Source organism: Flavobacterium sp. Arc2 (assembly GCF_041431385.1).
Taxonomy (GTDB): domain Bacteria; phylum Bacteroidota; class Bacteroidia; order Flavobacteriales; family Flavobacteriaceae; genus Flavobacterium.
Map to the genome: position 1 here is coordinate 103,807 of NZ_JASMRH010000004.1, position 24,008 is coordinate 127,814.

General features: G+C 33.9%; 23 protein-coding genes. 17 read left to right on the forward strand and 6 right to left on the reverse strand.

Annotated elements, in window-relative coordinates:
* Nucleotides 1–158: 158 nt before the first annotated feature.
* On the forward strand, nucleotides 159–1,244 hold the full coding sequence (locus tag QO182_RS03720; RefSeq protein ID WP_371541714.1) for a M50 family metallopeptidase: 1,086 nt from the start codon (nucleotides 159–161) through the stop codon (nucleotides 1,242–1,244).
* Between the two features lie 4 nt (nucleotides 1,245–1,248).
* Nucleotides 1,249–2,409, forward strand: a complete 1,161-nt coding sequence (locus tag QO182_RS03725; protein WP_371541717.1) for a phosphatidylserine/phosphatidylglycerophosphate/cardiolipin synthase family protein — start codon at nucleotides 1,249–1,251, stop codon at nucleotides 2,407–2,409.
* A gap of 73 nt (nucleotides 2,410–2,482) precedes the next feature.
* On the opposite strand, the gene QO182_RS03730 is transcribed toward QO182_RS03725, so the two are convergent.
* The 3 genes from QO182_RS03730 to QO182_RS03740 are packed head-to-tail and all read right to left on the reverse strand — an operon-like array spanning nucleotide 2,483 to nucleotide 6,485.
* On the reverse strand, nucleotides 2,483–4,075 hold the full coding sequence (locus QO182_RS03730; RefSeq protein WP_371559958.1) for an MFS transporter: 1,593 nt from the start codon (nucleotides 4,073–4,075) through the stop codon (nucleotides 2,483–2,485).
* 5 nt (nucleotides 4,076–4,080) lie between these two features.
* Nucleotides 4,081–5,142 (reverse strand): HlyD family secretion protein, encoded by a 1,062-nt coding sequence (locus QO182_RS03735; protein ID WP_371541723.1) that lies wholly within the window; start codon nucleotides 5,140–5,142, stop codon nucleotides 4,081–4,083.
* Nucleotides 5,143–5,144: 2 nt separating this feature from the next.
* Nucleotides 5,145–6,485, reverse strand: a complete 1,341-nt coding sequence (locus tag QO182_RS03740) for a TolC family protein (RefSeq protein ID WP_371559959.1) — start codon at nucleotides 6,483–6,485, stop codon at nucleotides 5,145–5,147.
* Nucleotides 6,486–6,589: 104 nt separating this feature from the next.
* Here QO182_RS03740 and QO182_RS03745 point away from each other — a divergent pair, with 104 nt between their 5' ends.
* The 12 genes from QO182_RS03745 (at nucleotide 6,590) to QO182_RS03800 (ending at nucleotide 19,051) form a co-directional block, all read left to right on the forward strand.
* Nucleotides 6,590–6,877, forward strand: a complete 288-nt coding sequence (locus QO182_RS03745; protein ID WP_371559960.1) for an AraC family ligand binding domain-containing protein — start codon at nucleotides 6,590–6,592, stop codon at nucleotides 6,875–6,877.
* A gap of 53 nt (nucleotides 6,878–6,930) precedes the next feature.
* Nucleotides 6,931–7,404 carry a helix-turn-helix domain-containing protein gene (locus QO182_RS03750; RefSeq protein ID WP_371559961.1) on the forward strand — a complete coding sequence of 158 codons (474 nt, stop codon included), beginning with the start codon at nucleotides 6,931–6,933 and terminating at the stop codon, nucleotides 7,402–7,404.
* Between the two features lie 255 nt (nucleotides 7,405–7,659).
* Nucleotides 7,660–8,565 carry a DnaJ C-terminal domain-containing protein gene (locus QO182_RS03755; protein ID WP_371541732.1) on the forward strand — a complete coding sequence of 302 codons (906 nt, stop codon included), beginning with the start codon at nucleotides 7,660–7,662 and terminating at the stop codon, nucleotides 8,563–8,565.
* Nucleotides 8,562–8,855, forward strand: a complete 294-nt coding sequence (locus QO182_RS03760) for a chaperone modulator CbpM (RefSeq protein WP_371541735.1) — start codon at nucleotides 8,562–8,564, stop codon at nucleotides 8,853–8,855. The genes QO182_RS03755 and QO182_RS03760 overlap by 4 nt, the downstream gene beginning before the upstream one ends.
* 186 nt (nucleotides 8,856–9,041) lie before the next feature.
* Nucleotides 9,042–10,544, forward strand: coding sequence for a thymidine phosphorylase family protein (locus QO182_RS03765; protein WP_371559962.1), 1,503 nt, complete (start codon nucleotides 9,042–9,044; stop codon nucleotides 10,542–10,544).
* Between the two features lie 5 nt (nucleotides 10,545–10,549).
* Nucleotides 10,550–11,416, forward strand: coding sequence for a ribose-phosphate pyrophosphokinase (locus QO182_RS03770; protein WP_371559963.1), 867 nt, complete (start codon nucleotides 10,550–10,552; stop codon nucleotides 11,414–11,416).
* A 335-nt stretch (nucleotides 11,417–11,751) separates the two neighbouring features.
* Entirely contained in the window at nucleotides 11,752–12,543 is a 792-nt protein-coding gene (locus QO182_RS03775) for an MlaE family ABC transporter permease (RefSeq protein ID WP_371541743.1), read from the forward strand.
* Between the two features lie 6 nt (nucleotides 12,544–12,549).
* Nucleotides 12,550–13,302: an ABC transporter ATP-binding protein gene (locus tag QO182_RS03780; protein ID WP_371541746.1), complete on the forward strand. Its 753-nt coding sequence runs from the start codon at nucleotides 12,550–12,552 to the stop codon at nucleotides 13,300–13,302.
* A gap of 8 nt (nucleotides 13,303–13,310) precedes the next feature.
* Nucleotides 13,311–14,288: an MlaD family protein gene (locus QO182_RS03785; protein WP_371559964.1), complete on the forward strand. Its 978-nt coding sequence runs from the start codon at nucleotides 13,311–13,313 to the stop codon at nucleotides 14,286–14,288.
* Nucleotides 14,289–14,329: 41 nt separating this feature from the next.
* Nucleotides 14,330–15,367 (forward strand): pesticidal protein Cry7Aa, encoded by a 1,038-nt coding sequence (locus tag QO182_RS03790; RefSeq protein ID WP_371559965.1) that lies wholly within the window; start codon nucleotides 14,330–14,332, stop codon nucleotides 15,365–15,367.
* Nucleotides 15,368–15,380: 13 nt separating this feature from the next.
* On the forward strand, nucleotides 15,381–17,597 hold the full coding sequence (locus tag QO182_RS03795) for a glycosyltransferase (RefSeq protein WP_371559966.1): 2,217 nt from the start codon (nucleotides 15,381–15,383) through the stop codon (nucleotides 17,595–17,597).
* A 230-nt stretch (nucleotides 17,598–17,827) separates the two neighbouring features.
* Complete coding sequence (locus QO182_RS03800) at nucleotides 17,828–19,051, forward strand: sodium:proton antiporter (RefSeq protein ID WP_371541757.1); 1,224 nt, start codon at nucleotides 17,828–17,830, stop codon at nucleotides 19,049–19,051.
* A gap of 35 nt (nucleotides 19,052–19,086) precedes the next feature.
* On the opposite strand, the gene QO182_RS03805 is transcribed toward QO182_RS03800, so the two are convergent.
* The gene (locus QO182_RS03805) at nucleotides 19,087–20,211 is read right to left on the reverse strand and encodes a cysteine desulfurase family protein (RefSeq protein ID WP_371542345.1); all 1,125 of its coding nucleotides are present in this window, start codon (nucleotides 20,209–20,211) and stop codon (nucleotides 19,087–19,089) included.
* Nucleotides 20,212–20,297: 86 nt separating this feature from the next.
* On the opposite strand from QO182_RS03805, the gene QO182_RS03810 reads away from it, so the two are divergent.
* Nucleotides 20,298–21,257, forward strand: a complete 960-nt coding sequence (locus QO182_RS03810; RefSeq protein WP_371559967.1) for a hypothetical protein — start codon at nucleotides 20,298–20,300, stop codon at nucleotides 21,255–21,257.
* A gap of 86 nt (nucleotides 21,258–21,343) precedes the next feature.
* Here the strand turns inward: QO182_RS03810 and QO182_RS03815 are convergent, their stop codons facing one another.
* On the reverse strand, nucleotides 21,344–21,895 hold the full coding sequence (locus tag QO182_RS03815; RefSeq protein ID WP_371559968.1) for a Smr/MutS family protein: 552 nt from the start codon (nucleotides 21,893–21,895) through the stop codon (nucleotides 21,344–21,346).
* Entirely contained in the window at nucleotides 21,888–22,088 is a 201-nt protein-coding gene (locus tag QO182_RS03820) for a hypothetical protein (RefSeq protein ID WP_371559970.1), read from the reverse strand. The genes QO182_RS03815 and QO182_RS03820 overlap by 8 nt, the downstream gene beginning before the upstream one ends.
* Before the next feature lie 102 nt (nucleotides 22,089–22,190).
* Here QO182_RS03820 and QO182_RS03825 point away from each other — a divergent pair, with 102 nt between their 5' ends.
* Both QO182_RS03825 and QO182_RS03830 read left to right on the forward strand, forming a co-directional pair.
* Nucleotides 22,191–22,469, forward strand: a complete 279-nt coding sequence (locus QO182_RS03825) for a DUF2752 domain-containing protein (protein ID WP_371542334.1) — start codon at nucleotides 22,191–22,193, stop codon at nucleotides 22,467–22,469.
* A gap of 747 nt (nucleotides 22,470–23,216) precedes the next feature.
* Nucleotides 23,217–24,008: a serine O-acetyltransferase gene (locus tag QO182_RS03830; RefSeq protein ID WP_371542331.1), complete on the forward strand. Its 792-nt coding sequence runs from the start codon at nucleotides 23,217–23,219 to the stop codon at nucleotides 24,006–24,008.

The window sequence follows — 24,008 nt, forward strand, 5'->3', positions numbered from 1 at the left end:
TCTGTCCTATATTACCTTTAGTATCATTTCTTCAGAAAAAAAATTGTACTTTAGTGTAAGAACAAAACCCCTTCCCTACACAAATTAAATAATACTCTGATTTTTAAATACTTAATAATAATTATATTGAAATTTATAATATTACTAAACAAGGAAAAATGAAAGGAAAATTCAAAATTGGAAAAGTAGCTGGTATTAATCTTTTTGTGCATTGGACATTTTCGTTACTTATTGCCTTTATTATTTTTATAAACTATCGAACAGGTTATAATGCCGTTCAGATACTGTGGTCAGTAGTTTTCGTTCTATGTGTTTTTATCACGGTTATAATGCATGAATTAGGGCATGCGTTAGCCGCTAAAAACTATGGAATACAAACTAAAGACATCACTTTATTACCCATTGGCGGTTTAGCACGATTAGACAGAATGCCTGAAAAACCACTAGAAGAATTAGTAGTTGCTTTTGCCGGGCCAATGGTAAATATTTTTTTAGCAATAATAACAGGTATTTTCATAACTCTTCCAGACTCTCCGGAGGCACTTGCAGCACAATTATCAGCTGGCGTAAATGCAAGTAATTTTTTCCTTAATTTCTATATTGTAAACATTGTATTAGCCGTTTTTAATTTGATTCCGGCCTTTCCTATGGATGGAGGACGAGTTCTTAGGGCATTACTATCCTTTAAATTTAAAAGACATGTAGCGACCAGAATAGCAGCAAGAATTGGTCAATTTATAGCTGTGGGGTTTATTTTTTTAGGATTTTTTTCTAATCCTTTTCTAATTGTCATAGGGCTGTTTGTTATTATAGCTGCCCAAATGGAAACAGAACACGTAGCTTCCAAATTTATTCTCAAGGGGTTTAAAGTGCGAGATGTAATTATGAAACAATATCAAACTATCGATGCAGATGAGCCGATCAAAAAAGCTATTGCGTTACTACTGGACAGTCAGTCCAAGATATTTATGATAGTCGAGAACAAAGAACCCGTTGGAACTCTAAATCGGGATCAAATTATAGCAGCTCTTTCTGAAAAAGGAGAGAATCTTGCTATACGCTATGCAATGAACAAAAACTTAATCTATTTGGATGCAGAAACTCTTCTGGAAGATACCTTTGAATTGGTGTCTGCTAATAAATCTAACTTAATGCTGGTTATGGAAAATGGCCAACTTATTGGGGTACTTGACACTGAAAATCTTTTGGAGTTTCTTTTAATAAAAGGGGTTAAATCAAAATAAGCATATGCCTAAAACACAAAATACAACCGATCCCGATTACCTAGAACTAGTGTATAGTGGTGAAGACTATTTTACCCGACTCGAAAAAATTATTGAAAATGCGAAATATGAGATTCATCTTCAATTTTATATTTTTGAAAACGATGCTACTGGAGCCAAGATTATAGAAAAACTGAAGGAAGCGGCAGCGCGTCGTGTGGAGGTATATCTATTATTGGACGGCTTCGGTTCCCTTTTATTTCCTAAAGAAGTAGAGGAAGAATTAAGAGAAAGCGGAATTCACTTTCGCTTTTTTTCTCCTTTTTTTTCTGCTAACTCTTTTTATATCGGTCGAAGACTGCATCATAAAGTTGTAGTTGCGGATGCACAGATACTATTAATTGGCGGAATAAATATTGCCGATAAGTACTATGGCAAATCTGGAAAAGAACCATGGTTAGATTACGCTGTTCAGATAGATGATTTGATAATTGCAAAGAAACTTCAATCGGTATGTAGAGACCTCTTTTTAAAAAAAAAATATTTTTTCAAAAAGAAGAAACAAGCGCCTTTAAATACAAAAGAGGGAATGGTAGTCAGTATTATTCAAAATGACTGGCTGAAAAGAAAAAATGAAATCTATGACGCTTATATTAATGCGTTTTCTGCAGCCAAAAAGGAAATCGTCATCGTAGGAAGTTACTTCCTACCTGACCGAAAGATGAAAAATGCACTGAAAAAAGCAGCAAAAAATAAGGTTAAAATTAAATTAATCCTCGCTGGCATCTCAGATGTTACACTTTCTAGACGCGCAACTTATCATATATACGGTGCTCTTCTGGCCAATAATATTGAATTGTACGAATGGAATAAAACTGTTTTACATGGAAAAGCGGCAGTGGTTGATGATTATTGGTCTACCATTGGTTCCTTCAATCTCAACAATTTAAGTACCTACGGGAGTCTGGAAATGAATGTAGAAATTAAATCTGCCACATTTTCTAGTGTCTACTCCACACATCTCAAAGAGATCATTACACACTGCCAAAGGATTACTCCGGAATCCCTTAAAAAAAGGAACACCATTTCTTCCGGTTTCATCAACTGGATATCCTATTGGACTGCAAGAATGATATTAAACATTATGACCTATTTTCCTCATAAGCGACTCAAAAAGTTTTACTAATTCATCTGATTGATTTTTCATTTCTATGGATGAATGCACGAACGAGTCTTCTAATTAGTATATCACTTTCTAATTAAATAGGAATAAGTCTTGCTCCTATTTTTCTAAAATGGTAATGTAAATGCGGTAATAGCGCAATACCTAACATGATAAAAAATATCACAAGTCCCATATAATAATAGTAATCTCTAGCAAACAGAATATTAGTGTGGTTCGCTACCGCTTTACCAAGCATTTTTTTAGCCATTACTTTTGATTTTAGTGTTGAAGCTCCTTTTGCTAAAGCGATATTTTCATACAATTGCAAACGTTTACTTGATTCTATATTTAAAGTAGTGACAGTATTTCCTAATTCATGATAATGCACGCTTGTTTGCCTTAAATTCATAAAAGAAATCAACGCTAAACTGATCGTAAAAGAAAAAAAACGAAAAGAAACCCCACTCAAAGAAGCTGAAAAACTTTTGCTTTCTGGTACCGAAGTTATCAAAAAGAGAACAATTGAAAGCATAAGGATTCCGTTTCCCATTCCTTGAAAAAATAACGGCAACAACACATTTTGCTCATTGGCCTCCGAGCCAAAAACATAAAACATTTGAATATGATAGATTAATAAAAAAGCAAAACCAGTAAGCCAAATTAAGCGCATATTGCGTTTTGTTAAAATAAATCTTGCTGTTATACTTATCCCTATAATGATCCCTAAGGCATTAAAAAACATGATATAAGCATAATGATAAGAGTCTAGATGCATCTTTTCCAAAAAGAAATTATTAGCTACACTTAAATCTCCTTTGCAAATGTAATATAACATAAGCAACAGTGCTCCTAACCTAAAATTACGGGATTTATAGATTGCTAAATCAATGAATGGTCGTTTACTCCTAAGTTGAATGGTAATAAAAATAGTTAGCAATCCCACAATTATAGCGACGCAAATCCAAATGCGTATACTATCAAACCAGTCGTAATATTGACCATACAAAATCACGTAAGCAATTAAAATTAACACTGTAGTGTAAATCAAAAAACTCCTCCAGTCTAAATTAAACAAAGGCAGTCTTTTAGTAAGCAAACGCATGTTTCTTTTTAGACAAAGGAAAAGCAGTAAAACTCCCGGAATTTGAATGTAAATAATAGCTAAATACAGTACATTAAAATCAAAATTTTGAAATATATAAGCATTAAGCAAATAGGTAAAAGCATTTGCAATTAATAATGTTCCGTAAAAAACGGCATATCCCAAAACTCGTGATCTCTCGGAGTGATATTGTGCAAAAATTAAATTTAGAGAAACACTAATTAAAGCGACTGTAACGGCTCCCCCTAGATAACGAAAAACCATAAAAATCATTACGTTATCAGTAAGATAAAGCGTTAAATTTATTGCTGTAAACAGCAACACGCTCATCAAAAAATACGACTTAGAAGCAAAATAGCTAAAAAACCTTCTTTCTAATGGAAAAAAACTAGCAATCCCAATATAGTATAAAACAATCGAAAACTGAATATCTGTAGGGTCTAAACCATAATAACTCGCAGCACTACTTATTCCGCCAATGTAACCTGCCAACATAGAAACTGCAGGTAAAATTGTCAAAAAAATAATAGCTTTAATGCTCCACTTGGGAACCCAACTTTTAAATATACTTGCTGACTGATCCATATTAGTTATAATTTAGGAACCAAAACCTCAGCATTCATTCCTGCGCGAAGATTTTTTGTTTTTGCAACAGCATCAGTCAAAAGTATTCTTACTGGAAATCGCTGAATAATTTTCACAAAATTACCAGTTGCATTATCTGGAGGTAAAAGTGAAAAACGAGATCCTGTAGCGGGAGCAAGAGATTGTATTCTACCATGAAAAGTTTCATTTGAATACGCATCTACATTAATTTCTACCTCCTGTCCTTCTTTCATATTTGCGATTTGGGTTTCCTTAAAATTAGCTACAATCCATTTCCCTTGCTCTTGGTCTACAATAAAGCCTAAGGTCTGTCCTTTTTGAATCAACTGCCCCACTTGTAACGTCTTATCCCCCATAATCCCGTCAGCAGGAGCAGTAATTAAAGCATACGTTAAATTAAGTTTTATACTGGCTACACTAGCTTCTCTTTGTTGGACAGTCGCTTTGGCTACAGCCAACTGAGAATCGGCATCATTAATTTTTCCTTTTGCCGTTTTATACGAGTTTTGAACCGCCTTATATTCTGCTTTTGCAATGTCAAAACTAGTTTTTATAGCTTCAAAATGTTGTGGTGTTACGGCTTCCTCAGCTAATAATTTTTTGTAACGATTGTATTCCTGTTCTTGCTGCCATAGTTTTGCTTTGGCGCCAGCAATACTTGCTTCACTAACTGACGCGCTACTTGTGGTAGTTACCGCATTACTTTCTAAAACTAACAAAGATGCTTTTGCGGAGCTCAACGTCGCTTCTGCTTCTTGCAATTGCATTATGGTTTCATTTTTATCAATTACTAATAAAGTATCTCCTTTTTGTACTTTTTGATGGTCTCTAAATTTAATTTCTTGGACAAAACCAGTTGTTCTGCTAAGTATTGGATTAATATATTCTTCTACTTGCGCATCATTTGTTTCTTCATAACGATACATTTTTACCAATGTAAAAGCGCCGTAAACCAATAATAATAGTAATACCACAGCAGCAATACTGTACGTTATTTTAACTGTTATTCTGTCTATGCGTTCGTGTCTTTCTGTTTTTGTAGCCATGATTATAGGTTTCCTGTATTTTTTTGTAGTTGATAATAATGTAATTGTTCTGAGATTCTGGCTGAGATAAGTTCAAATTGTGCTTGTAATAATTGCCTATCGGCGTCAAGTAAATCAGTTATCAAGGAAAGTTGATTAAAATAAGTCTGGTTGAGAATGCGGTAATTCTCTGTAGCTTGTTTTATATTCAATTCTAACTCTTCAATTTTTTCTTGATCTTCCTGATAGCGTTTGTACGCTTTATTAATGTCTTTTCGCAAATTATCCTGTACATTCTCTTGTGCTAATTTTTGTTCTTCATACAGTATTTTTGCCTCTTCCTCTTTATGGAAATCATGATAAATCGATGAGATATCATACGACAATTTTACCCCTACAACACCTAATAAGTAAGGCGCATTTGCATAAGGATACAGCTTAATTTGCGGATAAGAATAATTATAATCTCCAAACAAACCAATTCTTGGCAATTTATCCGCTTTTAATCCTTCTATATTTAATTTGCTTAAGGCTACTTTTTGCTTTGCAATTTTCTGCAAAGGCGATTTCTTTATTGCTTCATCAATATATTCATCATAACTCAGAAATTTACGACTGTCTATCAAACCTATTTCATCAGTAGGCTTCAAGAGTTGCTCATCAGGGTCACCCATGAAAATATTCAATTCTTGCATGGTTAATTGTTCATTATTGCAAATAGCAGTTAAAGCCGTTTTTTGTTTAGACAATTGCAGTTGTGCTCTGAGCACATCACTTTTTAAAACCACACCTCCATTATATAGTTTTTGGATTAGTTTTAAACGTTCTTCGTTTTGATGAATATTCTGCTTTACTAACTTCTCAAATTGTAAGTACAGTTGTAACTTTAGATATGATTCGGCAACTTGATAATGAATAGTCTCTATCGTTTCTTCTTCTATATACTGAGACAGTTCTTGTTTTACAGCTTCTTTTTGAATGTTTGTTTTAAGCTTATGGCCGTTATAAATATCAAAATAAGCATCAAGAGTAGCACCATAAATGGAATGATCTTCCAGCGGAATAAAGTCGGCTTTGTTCAAAATTCCATTAGTAAAAACTGGAATATTTGCCAGTTTACCATAATTAGCATTAAAACCTATTTCTGGTAATTGTTTGCTTTTTGCGTTTTTCACCGCTTCGGCACCAGAGGCTGTGTGCAAATGGTTTATCTTGATTTCTTTGCTATTTGCCGCCACTTTTTCCCAGACTTTTTCTAAAGAAATAGGAATACTATCTTTAACAACTTCCTGACTCTGGGCTACAGTTGAGCAAAGTGCAAATAAGAATGAAGGCACTACCGTTTTATAACAATTAAGATGCATATTTTTCTCTTAAATTAAAAAGCAAAATTGCGACATATTTTTAGGTCTTATTTTCTCAAATAAGCCATATATTTGTTAATTCGAGCCAAATCAATCTAAACGCTATGCCAGCATCAAAAACCCTGAGTTTTTTAGAAAAAGTGAACCAATATCCTAAGACTACTTATATCTACCATACTAAGATTGAAGAGCGTCTTGCAATGCACAGTCATAATAAACATCAACTTACCTACGTAGAAGGCGGCATGGCTTATCTAAAGACCAATGACAATTCCTATTTTTTACCTGCCAGACATTATGTGTGGATTCCTGCGGGTATGGAGCATTTCATCGATTTAAAAACACAGGTAAGTATGATACGTAATATATATATATCCCAACTCATATTTTAAATAGCAATGAATTTTATTCGAAAATGGGAATTTATCCTGCCTCAAATTTGATCATGGAAATGATACTGTTCACCGAAAATTGGAGTGAAAATATTTTTAAAAAAGAAAAAAGCAAATACCAATATATAAAAACTCTAGGAACCATTATTGCAGAAATCAGTAAAAATCCGCTGCCTGTAGTTCTTCCCACAACAACAAACGAAAGATTAAGTCCTATCTTACAATACATCCATCTCAATGTACACCAACCTTTACTTTTAAAAGAAGTTGCAAAATTATTTGGTTTAAGCAGCCGAAGTCTTTCGCGCTTATTTAAAGACACTTTAGATATTTCATTCTTGCAATATGTAAAACTTACACGAATCATTCGCAGTATGGAAAAACTATTACAAACCCAAATGTCAATAAGTGAAATTGCTTATTTATCTGGATACAATAGTCCTGCTACTTTTAGTAATACTTTCTATAAATTAATAAAGCTAAGGCCCGTGGATTTTAGAAAAATCAATCGAGAGATTTCAGAATAAATTAGTTAACTGCTTTTAATCTTTAAAAAGCAATTACATAACTGAGACCAATTTCAAAATAAGATTTATTTATAACAGAAAACCCTATAACACTCCATTAATAAACTGAAATAAAACATTTTATTACAATTTATCATCTAAAAATTGAGTAAATTTGATAGTATAAGATATCCACTATCCGTTTGCTTTTAACATGCATAATAGGAAGCATTATTGAATATCAATAACTAAAATAGTAATTGAAAATAATTTAAAATGGCATTTATAGACTATTACAAAGTATTAGGGGTCGATAAAAAGGCAACGGAATCCGAGATAAAAAAGGCATATCGTAAAATGGCCCGAAAATACCATCCGGACTTGAATCCAAACGATAAAGAAGCCGAAAGAAAATTCAAGGAATTAAATGAAGCCAATGAAGTATTGAGCAATGCTGAAAATCGTAAAAAATACGATGAACATGGCGAAAACTGGCAACATGCTGAACAGTATGAACAACAGAAAAGGCAACAGCAACAATACCAAGGAAGTGGACAACAAGCCAATTATGGCGGTGGTTTTGGCGACGGTGGAGATTATTCAGACTTTTTTGAATCCATGTTTGGCGGGCGATCTGCAAGAGGTGGTGGTGGCCGTACTGCGCAATATAAGGGGCAGGATTTTAATGCTGAATTGCATCTTGACTTAAAAGATGTTTACACTACCCACAAACGTACCCTTACTATTAACGGCAAAAACATTCGACTAACTATTCCTGCAGGAGTAGAAAATGGTCAGGTTATAAAAATTACAGGACATGGTGCTGCAGGATCTGGAGGTGGCCCAAAAGGAGATTTATACATCACTTTTACCATAGATAATCACACTGCTTTTAAACGCGATAAAGGCAACCTCTATGCAAATGTAGATTTAGACTTATATACAGCCATTTTAGGAGGAGACATTACTATAGACACTTTTGATGGACAAGTGAAATTGAAAGTAGCACCTGGAACTCAAAATGGAACAAAAGTAAAACTGAAAGGAAAAGGATTTCCTGTTTATAAAAAGGAAGACCAATTTGGGGATTTATACATTACCTACGAACTAAAAATTCCAACAAGTCTTTCTGAAAAAGAAAAAGAATTATTCACTGAACTTTCTAAGCTAAGAACCTTATGAATACAGAAAATTTCATTCCCCTAGAAACCTTACGTACCCATTATAACGTTGAATTATCCTTTTTCTCTAATTTAAATGAAATTGGATTGATCGAAATCCAAGTCGTTGAACAAACCCAATATATTCACCAGGATTCCATTTATGAAATTGAGAAAATGATTCGAATGCATCAAGAATTAGATGTTAATCTCGAAGGTATCGATGTGGTTTTTAATTTACTACAAAAAATAGATTCTTTACAAATCGAATTGGTCGCGGTCAAGAACAGGTTGCGCCTATACGAAAAATGAAAAAACAAAGAAATAGCTGCCCTCTCTTTTGAAATATGCTATGGCAATTAATTCGAGCCCTTCCCTAACGTCTAATTTTAAGATTATATATTGAACTCAATACTTAGTCGCAGCATACAGTACTTTTTAACCCTTTAGCACTGCCTTCTTTTATTTAAGCTTTAATTCTCATTTAAATTAATTAGAATGGAAACCACATTTAATACTCTAAAATTAGTTCATCTTGGTATTGATACCCAAAGGGAACATGTGGTTTTCATGCGTAAAGATTGTAATATCTGTACATCGGAAGGTTTTGAAGCGCTAAACAGAGTATTAGTAACCGTGAAACAAAAATCTAAAATAGCCACTTTATATATTATTACAGATGGAATTTTAAAATCCGGAGAAGCAGGATTGTCAGAAAGCGCTTGGAATGATTTAAATGCTAAAGAAGGAGACGAAATTAGTTTTTCACATGTTCAGCCTGTAACCTCAATGAGAAGTATTAGAGCCAAAATGTATGGCAATCAACTGAAGTATGAGGACTTGCAAAATATTATAAACGATATTGTTAAAGGCGAATATTCTAATATTGAGATTGCAGCATTCATAACGGCTTGCGGTGGAGATAACCTCAACATTCAAGAAATCATAGGGCTTACCAAAGCGATGGTGGGTGCGGGACAAAAACTTTCCTGGAACAAAAAAATTGTGGTTGACAAACACTGTGTGGGAGGTCTTCCTGGAAATAGAACAACCCCTATCGTTGTAGCTATAGTAGCCGCCTTTGGACTTACAATACCTAAAACTTCTTCCCGAGCAATTACTTCCCCCGCTGGTACCGCTGACTGCTTAGAAACGATGACAAAAATAGATCTTACCATCCAGCAAATCCAAAAAGTTGTAGAGTTAGAAAATGGATGTTTTGTATGGGGTGGCTCTATAAAACTAAGCCCTGCAGATGATATTATAATCCGTGTAGAGAGAGCGCTTGATGTAGATAGTGAAGGTCAAATGATAGCTTCGGTTTTATCTAAAAAAATTGCTGCGGGTTCCACACATGTGGTTATCGATATCCCTATAGGAAAAACGGCAAAAGTACGAACTGAAGAAGATGCCGAAAAACTAAAATATTACTTCAATGTCGTAGGAAAAGCAATGGGCATCAAGGTAAATGTTATTTTTACTGATGGCACACAGCCCATTGGTCGAGGAATTGGCCCAGCACTAGAAGCTATGGATGTGTTGAGTGTTTTACGAAACGAAAAGGATGCACCTAAAGATTTAAGAAATAAAGCATTACTTCTTTCGGCAAGTATTATTGACATGGTACATGGCACAAAAATTAAAAGTGGATTAGAGCTTGCAAAGGAAATTCTATCATCAGGAGAAGCATACAAGAAGTTTCTTGCGATATGTCATGCACAAGGTGGCTTTAGAGAACCTGAATTTGCCATTTATAAAGAAGAAGTGAAAGCTGAAAAATCAGGCATTGTAACTGAAATCGACAACAGGAGGCTTGCCAAAATCGCAAAACTTGCCGGCGCCCCGCACGACAGTAAAGCGGGAGTATTACTGAACACCCCCTTAAACACAAAAGTGCAAAAGGGTGATGTATTGTACTGTATTTATTCAGAAACAACAGGTGAACTGAAATACTCGATAGACTACATGAAATCACAAAAGAATATTATTTTAATTCAATAAAGGTTATGAAAAAAATATATTTTCCTTTACCTGGAAATGAAGATTTGACAGAAATACTTATTCATAAAGAAAAGGCTGAAAAAGGTATCGTTACCATACGCTCTTTTCCTGATGAAGAAACGTATTTGCGAATTCTATCTGATGTCAAGGATAAAGAAGTGTTTTTAGTTTGTACCCTTCATCAACCAGACACTAAATTATTACCGCTTTACTTTTTGGCGAAGACCGCAAAAGAATTTGGTGCAAAAAGCATTTGTCTGATCTCACCTTATCTAGCCTATATGCGTCAAGACAAAGCCTTCAATACGGGAGAAAGCGTTACTTCAACCTATTTTGCAAATTTGATTTCTGGATTTGCAGACACATTAATCACGATTGACCCCCACCTACATCGAAGAAGTTCTTTATCTGAAATATACAGCATACCTACAACAGTTTCACATGCCGCAGCTCATATTTCAGCCTGGATAAAGTACACTATTGAAAAACCAATTTTAATTGGTCCTGATAGCGAAAGTGAACAATGGGTGTCTGAAGTTGCAAAAAATGCCAATGCACCTTATGTAATTTTAACCAAAGTTCGTCATGGTGATAGTGATGTAGAGGTTTCCATACCCCACCTCGAAAAATACAAAGATTACGTTCCCGTTTTAGTTGATGATATTATTTCAACAGGACGAACTATGATTGAAACAATTAGTCATTTAAAAAATGCCGGAATGAAACCACCTATTTGTATCGGCGTACATGCAGTATTTGCTAAAAATGCTTTTGAGGAAATTAAAAAGGCTGGTGCCCAAGAAATTATTACCTGCAACACAATACTGCATGAAAGTAATCGCATTGACATCAGTGATTTGTTGATTCTTTAATATAGAAATTACAAAATACTCGCCGTCGCTATCCTAATAATGAGTTTGTTCTTCTACTTTTTTGAATAAACACCTCTCCCTTTATTATTAGGATTAAGCAAGCCCTTATGGCTTCATAATCGCTGCAATATTTAAAAAACTAATTCCCTTTAAATACAAACTTCTGTTTTTACGCTTTTTATAAGAGTGCATTTACTAAATATGAAATTATTCAGGCAAAAGATTCTTTTTCCTCGATTAAATCATCAATAAATCAGTTTTACAGCATTTCTAACATCTGATAATCAATATAATAGTTGTATATTTGAGTAGTTCCTTTTTGCGAAAATTAATTCATGATACCTATGAATACTATTTTTAAGATAATTAAATTAATCAAATCTTTCTTACTTGAAATAGGCGAACTCTCCTATTTTGCCAGTCGCTTTTTCAGAGAGGTTTTCAGACGTCCTTTTGAATTTAAAGAGTTTCTTCGTCAATGTTATTATATGGGGAATCGTTCTTTATTGTTGGTAGCTGTTACTGGATTCATCATAGGTTTGGTTTTTACTTTACAATCACGCCCTACTCTACTGGAGTTTGGTGCCGTTTCTTGGATGCCATCTATGGTGAGTATTTCAATAATTAGAGAAATAGGTCCTATTATTACAGCTTTAATTTGTGCAGGACGAATAGGCTCTGGTATTGGTGCTGAATTAGGCTCCATGCGCGTTACGGAACAAATTGATGCGATGGAGGTCTCTGGTACCAATCCATTTAAATACTTAGTGGTTACTCGAATTATGGCTACTACTTTAATGCTACCGATACTCATTTTTTTTGGCGATGCTATTGCTCTATTTGGATCGTATTTAGTTGAAAATGTAAAAGGGCACGTCTCTTTTTTATTGTATTTCAATCAGGTATTTAATGCTTTGGAATTTGGAGATATAATACCCGCCACAATCAAAAGTTTCTTTTTTGGGTTTGCTATAGGACTAGTGGGGTGTTTTAAAGGATACTATTGCAAAAAAGGAACAGCAGGTGTGGGTATCGCAGCAAACTCTGCAGTAGTTTATACCTCCATGCTCCTTTTTATTATTGATTTTATCGCTGTTTTTGTAACTAATATATTTTATGATTTATAACTAATTATGAATAGCACTATCCAAAATAAAAAAAATATTATAGAGATTAAAGACTTGAAGAAAAGCTATGGAGACAATCATGTCTTAAATGGTTTTAACATGACTCTATATGAAGGTGAAAATTTGGTCATTATGGGAAAATCAGGCTCTGGTAAATCTGTAATGATTAAATGCCTCATTGGATTAGAAAAGCCCGATAGCGGTTCCATATCGGTCATGGGAAAGAAAATTGCAGACCTCAACCGAAGCACATTAGATGAACTCCGAACTGAAATTGGTTTTCTTTTTCAGGGAAGTGCCTTATATGATTCCATGACCGTTAGAGAAAATCTAGAGTTTCCGTTGCGTCGTCACACTAAAAAATTTGGAATACTAAAAGACACCACACCTTTAGTTATGCAAGCACTTGAAAATGTTGGACTAGCAAATGCCGTAAACTTGATGCCTGCAGAACTTTCGGGCGGAATGAAACGTAGAATCGCATTAGCGAGAACACTAATTCTACAACCCAAAATCATTCTTTATGACGAACCTACCACAGGATTAGATCCCATTACGTCCAAAGAAATATTAATATTGATGAAATCAATTCAGGAAAAATACAACACATCATCAATTATCATTACTCATGATGTCGATTGTGCCAGAGTGATTTCAAACCGAATGATCTTACTGATTGATGGTATTAATTATGCCGAAGGTACTTTTGATGAATTAATAGCTTCGACAGACCCAAAAGTGCAGGCTTTTTTTAAATAAATTTAGATATGGAAAAAACGACAACACAAAAAATAAGATTAGGCCTTTTTGTAATAATTGGGTTACTTATATTCATATTAGCTACCTATCTTATTGGTGACAAGCAAAAAATGTTTGGAAATACAAGTCATTTGGAGACTATTTTCAGTAATGTAAATGGTTTACAAATAGGGAATAATGTACGCTATTCTGGTGTAAATGTGGGGACGGTCCGCGCGATAGAAATGATCAATGACACAAACATTAAAGTGGACATGATTATTGACAAGACCATCTTTAAACACATAAAGAAAGATGCAGTAGCAACGATAGGTTCTGATGGGCTAGTGGGAAGTATGATTATAAATATTCTACCAGGAAAAGGAACCCAAACGCCTGTTGAGCCAGGAGACGAAATTAGCTCTTTAAACCGCGTCAGTACGGATGATCTTTTAAAGACCCTAAGCAAAACCAACAATAACGCAGCGCATCTTACAGAAAATTTACTCACAATCACAGAAGAAATCAATCAAGGAAAAGGAACTCTAGGACTCTTATTAAATGATGCTGAAATAGCAAGAGATTTAAAAGAAACCATGAACTACTTAAAAATCTCAGGTAGAGAAACTTCAAATGCCACAAAAAATTTAAATAACCTTCTTGAAGCGCTGAACAGTAATAACAATGTAATAGGCGTTTTAAAAGATACTGCTGTTGCCAATAGTATAAAGAAGATCGTTAATAATTTAGATACTTCAAGTGTAGAAATAAGTAAGGTCGTGACTAACCTTAACAAAACTATCTTAAACATTAAAGACGGTAAAGGGGCACTGAACTATCTTTCTAATGACCCCAATTTAGTGCGCAAAATTGACTCTACCATGACTAATGTCAATCAATCCAGTGCTAAATTGAACGAAAATCTAGAAGCCTTAAAACACAATTTTCTGTTTCGAGGATACTTCAGAAAATTAGAAAGAGAAAAAATAAAAGCAAAAAAAAAGTAGCACGCAAAAAATGTAGAAAAGAAATTATAAAATAGTCCATTATGATTACTATAGAAAAGTTAGGAGTAATTCTTAGTCCCACCAATTTAGAATTTGAAAATAGCGGCGTGATAAACCCCGCTATTTATCAAGATGGAAATACAGTCCATATTTTATATAGGGCCGTACAGGAAGGAAACTTATCTACCATTGGCTATGCAAAAATGGAAGGACCTACGAAAATAGTGGAAAGAATGGAAACGCCACTTATTTCTAGAGAATTTGATTATGAAAAACAAGGAGCCGAAGATCCTAGAGTTGTAAAAATTGAAGATACCTATTACATCACCTATACCGCTTATGATGGCGTTAATGCTATGGGAGCATTAGCTACTTCCAAAGATTTAATTCATTTTGAAAAGCATGGAATAATCACACCTACCGTGAACTATGAGGAATATGAAAGTCATGTAAATAAGTGTAATGCCGCCAAGCTAAACCCAAAATACCACCAATATTATAATCTTTTCTCCCAAATTGGGTTAGTTGGTGATGAAACCCGTTTATTACGTGATAAAGATGTACTACTTTTTCCAAGAAAAATAAACGGACAATTTGTTCTTTTACATCGAATTTGGCCAGGAATTCAAATTGTTAAGTTTAACAAGTGGGAAGACCTAACCAAAACCTTTTGGGAGGATTATCTAATGCATCTCACAGATCATATTATTCTGGACCCTAAAGATCCTTATGAAATTAATTATATAGGAGGTGGTGTGCCTCCCATTGAAACTCCTTGCGGATGGTTATTAATTTATCATGGTGTACAGGAGACTACGACCGGAAAAATGTATCATGCTAAGGCTGCTTTACTGCATTTAGAAAAACCTGAAATGGAACTGTCGAGATTACCTTACCCTCTCTTTTCGCCTACAAAAAAATGGGAAAAAGAGGGTATTGTTAATAATGTTGTATTCCCTACTGGTTCTGCATTGTTTGAAAATGACCTTTATCTCTACTACGGCGCCGCTGACAAACATATTGCAGTCGCAAAAATGAATATCAATGAATTACTTCTTGAATTAAAAAAACAACCATAAATATACTATTGTCATGAGATTAGAGAAAGGATTAAAAATGCTGATTGTAAGTTCTTATCCGCCTCGGGAGTGTGGATTAGCTACTTTTTCAAATGATATCATTAACGCCGTAAAAATCGTCTTTGGGGACACTCTTCCTCTTGAAGTATGCGCCTTACAGAATAATGAAACTGAAAATAAATACAGTCAAGAAGTAACTTACACCCTTTCGGCAGCTAATCTGGATGATTATCGGTCCGTAGCTGAGAAAATAAATAAACGCAAAGACATTGGTCTTGTTTGTATCCAACATGAGTTTGGCCTTTTTGGAGGTGAATACGGTGATTACATCCTTGCCTTTATATTAGCTTTAAATAAACCAATTGCCACGATATTTCATACTGTTCTCCCTAATCCTGATGAAAAGAGAGAAAAAGTAGTTAATGCTATAGTTGATCTATCAGACTTAATTATTGTTCTCACAAAGAAATCAAAAGAGATTTTGACGATTTTTTATGACTGCCCCACTACAAAAATTCAAGTAATTCCTCATGGCAACCACAATGTATTGTGGGAACAAAAACAGGAGTTAAAAGACAGCTACAATTATTCTAACAGGATTGTGCTTTCCACCTTTGGACTTATCAGTGAGAATAAAAATATCGAAACAACCTTGTCAGCATTACCTCAAATCGTAAAAAAACATCCCAGTTTACTCTATTTAATAATTGGGAAAACACATCCCGAAATCATCAAAAAAGAAGGGGAAAAATACCGCAAAAAACTGGAGAAGATTGTGGAAGAAAACGATTTAGAAGATAATGTGATTTTTATTAATGAATACGTGGAGCTGAAACAACTGTTGGAATATTTGACATTATCTGACATCTATTTATTTTCATCGAAAGATCCAAACCAAGCTGTCAGTGGAACCTTTGCTTATGCCATGAGCTGTGGTTGTACTGTAATATCAACACCAATACCGCACGCAGTTGAAATGCTCTCGGATAGTACAGGAATTTTACTAACTAAATTTGACGACTCCGAAGAATTTAAAGAAGCAATATTAAGACTTATTGAAAATAAAGAGCAAAGGATTAATATGGGTAAGAATGCTTTTTCTGAGTCACACAGTACCTCTTGGGAAAATATTGCAATTCAATACAGGCTGTTATTTGACAAATTGACTAATAAAGAAGAGGACTTAAACTTCTGTTTTCCACCAATAAAATTGGATCATATAATAGAAATGACAACTGATTTTGGCATACTCCAATTTTCGAAATTTAGCCAACCTGATCCTGAATCAGGATACACATTAGATGATAATGCAAGAGCTTTAATAAATATGGTAATGTATCATAAAATTAAGCCTGACGATGAAACCTTGTCATTAGCAAACACCTATTTAAAATATATAGAAGGGATCCAAAGACCAAACGGCTGGTTTGATAATTACAAAGACTATAACAACGAATTAACCAGTCAAAATTATGACGTCAATCTCGAAGATGCCAATGGAAGAGCTTTATGGAGTCTAGGAACGACCCTCGCACATAAAAACACACTCCCAGTGGAAATAGTTGTAAGAGCAAAAAGATGTTGGGACAAAGCGATTGTACAAATCGATGAATTCAGTTCTCCAAGAGCAATAGCTTATGCTCTAAAAGGTCTTTATAACTACTATTCTGTTTATAAAGATCCGGAAATTGAAAAAAAAATAGGGAACCTGGCAGACGAATTATTGCGCCATTATCATATTAATTCAGATGCAAATTGGTGTTGGTATGAAGATTATATGACCTATGCTAATAATGTATTACCTGAAGCAATGATGCATAGTTACCTAGTTACCGGAAAGATGAAGTATAAAAAAATAGCACTAATTACATTTGACTTTCTGCTATCCCATTATTTCATGAAAGGACAACTTAAGGTAATCTCAAACAGAGGATGGTTTAAAAAACAAAACGAAAGAAATTTTTATGGAGAACAACCCATTGAAGTAGCGACTACAATTATCGCTTTAGATTTATTTTATGAGGTTACCAAAAATACAAAATACAAAGATCAACTAAAGTTAGCGTTCGTTTGGTTTTTAGGTAATAATCACCTGAAACAAATTATGTATAACCCAGAAAATGGCGCTTCGTATGACGGACTTGAAGACAAACACATCAATATAAATCAAGGGGCTGAGTCAACCTTGTGTTTTTTTAAAGCTCGTTTAATAATGGAAAAACATGCTTAATTATAACTACCTTTAGTTCTTTATGCAAAAAGAAGCGATTGCATAATTTAGAAACTAGAGTATTCACTTACAGTTTATTAGTCTCAAAAAACAAGACTAATCCACAAATATATCATTATATTTAAAAATATATTTATGTTTTGACAAGCTAATGTATTATATTTCAGAAAATAGATCTCCATTATCACTAGTGGAAACCATTAAAAATTAAAAAATATAATTAATTTTCTATGACAATTATAATTTCACTTTGCCTACTGTTGCTTATCGCATACTTATTTGACCTTACGGCATCAAGGACAAAAATACCTTCAGTTATATTACTGTTACTGCTAGGCTGGGTCGTTAGAGAAGCAACACTTTTACTTGATATAGATTTACCTGACCTTTCTGCTACTCTACCTGTATTAGGTACAATTGGACTTATACTAATTGTATTGGAAGGCTCATTGGAACTGGAACTCAACAAATCTAAAGTGAGTTTGATAAAAAAATCATCTATAGGTGCTTTCCTTCCTTTGATTGTATTAGCTTTTTCTCTTGCCTACTTACTGCAGTATTACGGAGGATATTCCTTTAGATCCAGCCTGATCAATGCGATCCCATTTTGTGTGATTAGTAGTGCCATTGCGATTCCAAGCGTAAGAAACCTTTCTTCGAGCCAAAAAGAATTTATCATTTACGAAAGTAGTTTATCTGATATTTTTGGTGTGGTTTTTTTCAATTTCATAGCATACAACACCAGTTTTGGCTTAGAAACATTTGGCTATTTTTGTTTAGAAATACTAATTATAATTGCAATCTCTTTTGTAGCAACGATATTACTGTCGTTCCTTCTAAATAAAATCGAACATCATATTAAATTTGTTCCAATCGTGCTGCTAATTATATTAATTTATGAAGTATCAAAAATATTCCATTTACCGGCACTTATTTTTATTCTGGTATTTGGATTGTCAATTGGTAATTTAGATGAATTAAGACACTACAAATGGACTCAACAGTTTAGACTTGACCTATTGAACAAGGAAGTTATTAAGTTTAAAGAATTGATAATTGAAGCGACCTTCTTAGTTAGAGCATTATTCTTTCTTTTATTTGGGTATTTGATTAAAACTACTGAAATTGTAAATCCAGATACGTTTATCTGGGCTCTAGGAATTGTAGTAATGCTTTTTATTTTACGTTTCATTCAGCTAAAAATTTCTAAAATGCCTTTATTTCCTTTGCTTTTTGTAGCACCTAGAGGGCTTATTACAATCTTGCTATTCCTAGGTATAGCTCCAGAACATTCGATCTTGTTAGTTAACAAATCATTGATTATTCAGGTAATCCTGATTACGGCAATTATAATGATGATTGGTTTAATGATAACAGCTAAAAAGAGAAAAACAATTCTAGAAGAAAAAAGGAAAGCAAAAGAAGCCGAACTTGGTGAAAACGTAGAAGTATAAAACATAAAAATCCGCCACTTGGCGGATTTTTTCATTTAAATACTTTTTAAAGCATCTATCAATAAATCTATATCTTCTTTAGAATTGTAATGACTAAAAGAAATGCGCAAACTTGGTTTTCTTAAGTCTTCATCAGAAAGCATTTCAGCTAATACATGAGAAGCTCTAATACTTCCGCTCTGACAAGCACTTCCTCGAGACACTGCAATGCCTTTCATATCTAAGTGAAATAATATCATAGCCGTTTTTTCCTTAGTAAAAGGCAATAAAACATTCAGCATATTGTAAAAACCGTCTTGACTTCCATTGACAATAAATCCAGGAAAATCTATTTCAAGTCGTTCAATTAAATACTTCTTCAATTCGGAAATATGAGTTCTTTCGGTCTCTAAATTGGTATAAGAAACCTCCAAAGCTCTTGCCATACCCGCAATTTGGTGCACTGCTTCTGTCCCTGCACGCAATCCCTTTTCTTGCTCGCCACCATAAAACAAAGGCTGTAAACCCGAATTTTTTCGCACAAATGCAAATCCCACTCCTTTTGGTCCGTGGAATTTATGAGCACTAGCTACCAAGAAATCAATAGGTAACTCCTGCAGGTCAATTTCTTTCTTTCCAATGGATTGAACTGTATCAGAATGCAACAGCGCATTGTATTGCTTGCATATAGGCGCGACTCTACTTAGGTCTAAAACGGTTCCTATTTCATTGTTAACATGCATTAGACTCACTAGAGTCTTCTGATTTTGTGACAACAATTCTACCAAATTGGTGATATCAACTTCTCCATTTGGCTTGACCGCGACATAATCTACTTGAATATCAAATTCTTTTTGCAAAGCCTGAACCGTATATAAAACGGCATGATGCTCAATTTTACTGGTTATAATCCGTCTTACTTTCAAATCTGCTACAGCAGATCGAAGGATCCAATTATTAGCTTCCGTACCACAAGATGTAAAAATAATTTCTTGTGCAGCAGCATTCAACTGCTTGGCAATTGATTTTCTAGAAAGTTCTAAAATACTTTTTGCATTCCTACCAAAACTGTGTGTTGAAGAAGGATTTCCAAAATCTTCTGCCATTACTTTCATCATTTCTTGAATGACTTCAGGTCTTATAGCTGTCGTTGACGCGTTATCGAGATATGTTTTTTTCATTACTGCAAAGTTATGAAATATCAATTGTGTATTCTCCAATATCAATTGTCATTTTTTTAGCTATTTTTGTAAAAATATATTTTACGATGAAAAGAGTTTTGAGCCTATTGGTTTTTGTGTTGTTATTAAATGGTTGCGATGACGGTAATTTAATTCAAGAAGACATTGATTTTGAAGATGTAACAACCCAAAGTTGCACTGATAACAATCTTATTTACAAATTAAATGATAAAGAAGCACTGATTCTTGATATTCCTTCTACCTCATTTACAACTGAACCTTCAGCCACAGATACCCCAACTATAATTGATATAAGCTCAACAAATAGAGTTGTTTACCGACTTTATAACGGTACAGTCTCTACAGATAACATTTGCGAAACAATTCCTGCCGCAACTCCTTACGTAACAGAACAATGGAGTGCAACAGCTGGCAAAATACAAATTTTCACCACGGCGGTAAAAACAGTAAACACAACGACAAATAGCACCCGAATTACAGGCTATAATCACAACATCGTTTTCAAAAACATCACTTTTGCTACCACTAACGGGAACCAAGTTTATGAAACATTCGCTTTTGGAGATTACGTAACTACAGCAACAACTTTACCTTTACTTTTTGATGAAACTGTAGAAAAATGCAGCTCTTCTAATTTAGTTTACAACTACACTACTAGCGAAGCATTAATGCTTAATATAGACCCAAGTCTAATTGTTAACGAAGTAACACCATTAAATACTCCACGCACAGGAATTATTGGAACGACTAAAAACATCCTTACCTACCGTTTATTTTCAGGGTTACTAACCTCCTCTTATTTTTGCAATACAACAACTCCTACTACTCCTAGTGTAAGTCAAGAATGGAATGGTGTAGCTGGTGTTACAGGAACAAGTGGTATCATAGAAGTAACTACTACAACGAATGGACCTGGAAATTACAAACATACTATTATCATTAAAAAAGCAACTTTAAAGAAAGGGACTAATAGTTTTTTATTGGGTGATAGTTTCACTTACGGAGTCTTATTAACCTCTAATTAACTGACCTGTTTTACCCTCAAAAACAACCATAAAAAAGTTCCGTTTGTACATTACAAACGGAACTTTTTTATTTAAAAGGTAGCGCTTTATTTGCTGTTTTGCTTAATAAAAACCTCGGTGGCACCCTGTCCATATTTTTGATAATTACCTTCCTGAAAAGCAATATTGTCATAACGACCTAATAAAAAATCCAGCTCTGCTTTTAGCACTCCTTCACCAACACCATGAATAAAAACAATTTTCGGAATACGGTTGCGAATAGCAAATTCGATATGACGTTTAGCAGTTTCAGATTGCAAAGTAAGAATGTCATAATTTGACATCCCATGTTTGTTAGGCACTAGTTTTTCAATGTGTAAATCGAATTCTGGCGCTGATCTTTCGTTTTTATCTTTGCGTTCTTTAACAAAACTTCTCGGTTTTGGGATCGCTTTTTCCCTTTCGATTTCATCTCTACTAATTCTTCTAATAGAGTCCATTAAATTACTGGTTTCGTTCATGTTAAGTAATTCATTGACAAAAAATGTCATCATGAATCCGTCCTCTGTTTCGATCGTAACTTCTTTATCTTTCACAGATACGACTACTCCATTTATGGCTTCGTCAAGTACTGAAACTTTATCTCCTTTATTAAACATCTTTATCTTCTTTATCTTCTTTATCTTCTTTATCTTGATTTTTACTTGGCGTTTTAGCACTCAGTTGCATCATGCCAAACATAAACACAGCAATTGCTACTACGGTTATATAAACATTTTTTTCGGCACTTACCTGCTCAAAGAATGCAACAAGTATTGCAATAATCATCATTGGAATTATTAATTTTTTCATTTCTTTACCTATCAGATTCCAAATGTAATAAATTAAAAATTGACCCTCTTTTTTATTAAATGGTTTGCTGAAAATTTGTAAATTGTAAAAAAAATAAAACCCTTGAATTTAGAAAAATATATGATTCCTTGTCTAAGCAAAACACTCTTTGGAGTGGAGTGTTTGGGTTGCGGTTTTCAACGTTCATTCTTATTACTTTTACAAGGAGATTTTACCGCTTCTTTCCAAATGTATCCTGCCCTATTTACCTCGCTTTTATTTCTAGGTCTTCTTGGTTTTCATCTTATTTACAAAGGAATTATTTCTCAAAAATTAATTCTAGTCGTGGCTCTTATTAATGTTCTATTTATGATTGCTGGTTACTTTTACAAACACTTTTAAATAAGTTCGAATGCCAACAATTCATCTCCTTTATTTACTGACCTTATTAAAAATATTATTCCTCATCTCGATTTGTATCTTTTGAATTTCTATTAATTCTTCTTGTGGGTGTCGGATTAAGTGATTCAGTTTTTCGTGAAGCATTCTAAATTCAAGTTCCAATTTTAGATTAATCATTTAATCCCTTCTCTGGCTTTCCCAGTCTTTTCTTCTTGGTGGTTTTACCTCATCATAATAACACGAGCTTGCAAATTAGCTAAATCGCTTGAAATCTATTTCTCCATAAATAGATTCAGTGCTGTAGCAAATAAAGATAGCACCTTCGTAAAAAGTGGAAAGTCATTTTGTATTAATGATAAAATTGGATTTTGAATTATTTCCCCTGATTTTTAATCTTCTAAAGGGAATTCGACATTTGAGAAATCACAACCAAAAGCAGAAATACTTGACATCTTTGTTTTTTTTTACTGGGATAATTTAAGTATTTTAAAAATAACAGCTCCTGCACGTATTAAAACTTAAATCAGCACTCTTCTACTCAGACTATGAGTCGTTATTAGAGTTTAATTCAAAATAGTTCAATATATTTGTTTCGTCTAATTTTTTTAAGATAAAAAAAACAAAATAATGAGCAACAAGCACCTTCATTTTCACTTTAGCCTATCAATTTCTTTAGGAAATTGTTGTTGCCGTTACTAATTACGTCGTACTTTAGGCCTTTTCTATTAACCATTCAATCTCATAATCATGACAAAAGATCTGATTATTAAAAATATAATCTCATTAAAGAAGCATTCCTCAATTAATTATGGAATCAAAACAAAAATAGAAAATTTTACTGAAAAATTATTCTATACTTTATTCGATTCTAATGCTCATTTGAGCGAAAGCATTGACGAACTTGAAATTTTTTTCAAAGAAATTTCAATAATTGCCTGTAAAAAACCAAAAGGAATCTGTGATTCCATATGGGATCAGTTTTTGGAAAAATTGCCTTTAGTTCTTGAAAAGATAAATCAAGATGCTAATTTTTTTCTAGAAAATGACCCTGCCTCTAATAGCATCGAAGAAGTATACCTTGGCTATCCTGGATTCTATGCCGTTGCGATTTATAGACTGAGCCACGAGCTCTATCTTCTAGACCTACTCCTGTTTTCCAGATTGATGAGCGAATATGCGCATCGAATTACTGGAACGGATATTCATGCTGGTGCCAGCATAGACTCACCCATTTTTATCGATCATGCCACTGGTATCGTCATTGGAGAAACAACAGTCATTGCAAAATATGTAAAAATATACCAAGGAGTTACCTTAGGGGCACTGAGTGTCAGCAAAGACATGAAAAATGCAAAAAGACATCCTACGGTGGAGGAAAACGTTTGTATTTATGCTAACGCTACCATATTAGGAGGAAACACCTTAATAGGTAAAAACAGTATCATTGGTGGAAACTCTTGGGTTACTAAATCTATTCCAGAAAATTCACTCGTTACAAACACTACAACTACAGAAGTAAAAATAAAAGAATTAAGATAG